This window comes from Sulfitobacter sp. 1A12056, from assembly GCF_043558125.1.
Lineage (GTDB): Bacteria > Pseudomonadota > Alphaproteobacteria > Rhodobacterales > Rhodobacteraceae > Sulfitobacter > Sulfitobacter faviae.
The window spans coordinates 1-1,514 of record NZ_JBIFFY010000023.1; the positions used below are offsets into that span (position 1 = coordinate 1).

Consider the following 1,514-nt stretch of genomic DNA (forward strand, 5'->3'; position numbering starts at 1 on the left):
GAATTCTTATCCGCCTCGTGATCCGAACCACCGCGTCTCCGCTGCCGTCCGCCCCGTCTGGCGCCCCAGCGGTGCGTATCAGCGCCGCCGGTAGAGGGGGTTCTAAGGTTAGTGGGGTAAAGCCGCAAGCAGAAATTTGAGAAAAGATGAGATTTCGGGGAACTTTTCGGCAAGATGCTGAAATGGCGTGCTATTTCTATAGGGGCGGGCCCTGAGTTTCGCCGCGTTGGTAGCATACGGCTGCGCAGAACCCTCTTTGACCCGATGAATCATCTCCGAGTTCAGCGCCATAGAGGTGGAAACTGGGTGAATCGCCCCGTGTCAGCGCGACTCGCTGAACACTCGCGCGCTGACGGCCCAGACGTGGGCAAACCTACAAAGAATAGATTGCCGCCGACCGACATAGCCTTAAAGGCACGGCCCTGTCTCTCGCGGATGCAGGACTCCGCTAAGAACGATACGCCGCGCGGCCTCTCGCTAATCTAAGGAAATGTGGCAGGGGCTGAGGGACTCGAACCCACGACCCTCGGTTTTGGAGACCGATGCTCTACCAACTGAGCTAAACCCCTATGCCGGTGGCTTGGGTAGTCGCAAACGGGCCGCGGATCAAGAGCAGATCTGACCTTTCCGCCGATATTCTCTTCTTTGGGGAACATTGAGCGCTCAGCTTACGTTTTCCCGTCGAACCAAGCCCGAAATTGGAGGACGACCGATGACTATGAACAATCTTAAAGACGTCTACACCGACCAACTGCAAGACCTCTATTCTGCCTGCAAGCAATCGCTCGAAGCGACCAACGCTCTGGGCCGCGCAGCCGAGGACAAGGAGTTGAGCGAAGCGCTGATCGACGGCAGCAATGGAATCGCCAAGGGCATGGATGTGCTGAAGTCCATCTGCGCCAAACATGACCTCGACCCGGAAGGCGAGCACTGCCACGGGATGGAAGGCCTCGTGAAAGAGGCGCATAAACATGTGCTGGAAGAAGATTTTGGCGACAGCGATGCCCGCGATGCGATGATCATCACGCAGTATCAGCGGATGGTGCACTATGCTCTGGCGGGCTACGGCTGCGTTGTCGCCTTCGCCAATCGTCTGGGCGAGAATGAAGATGGTGCACAACTGCAGGAGCAGCTTGATCATACCTATGATGGTGACCGCCGCATGACAGAGATCGCGACCAAAGGTGGCGTGAACGCTGACGCCGCTTGATTGCAGTTGAATTGGAATGATGAAAGCCGGCTCTTACGGGGGCCGGCTTTTCTGTTTCAGGGGGATTGCCCACCCTGCCAAAGCAAAAGGCCGCAGCAAACGCTGCGGCCTTTCGATTCTTTCAGACGTCAGGCCCGAAGGCCCGATCCAAAGATCACTCAGTGATTTTGGAAACGACGCCCGCGCCAACAGTCCGGCCACCTTCACGGATCGCGAAGCGCAGGCCATTTTCCATGGCGATCGGTGCGATCAGCTCAACGCCGAAGGATACGTTGTCGCCGGGCATGACCATCTCGGTGCCTTC

The 1,514-nt window shown here is 57.5% G+C and carries 1 protein-coding gene, 1 tRNA gene and 1 pseudogene; 1 reads left to right on the forward strand and 2 read right to left on the reverse strand.

Annotated features, from left to right (window positions below; all coding sequences use genetic code 11):
- Positions 1-493: 493 nt before the first annotated feature.
- Positions 494-569 (reverse strand) — tRNA-Trp (locus ACGYLD_RS17325).
- Positions 570-712: 143 nt separating this feature from the next.
- Between ACGYLD_RS17325 and ACGYLD_RS17330 the strand changes: the two genes are divergently transcribed.
- Entirely contained in the window at positions 713-1,210 is a 498-nt protein-coding gene (locus tag ACGYLD_RS17330; protein ID WP_067260565.1) for a DUF892 family protein, read from the forward strand.
- Between the two features lie 154 nt (positions 1,211-1,364).
- On the opposite strand, the pseudogene tuf reads toward ACGYLD_RS17330, so the two are convergent.
- Positions 1,365-1,514 (reverse strand): annotated as a pseudogene (gene tuf, locus ACGYLD_RS17335) (elongation factor Tu); the annotation flags it as partial.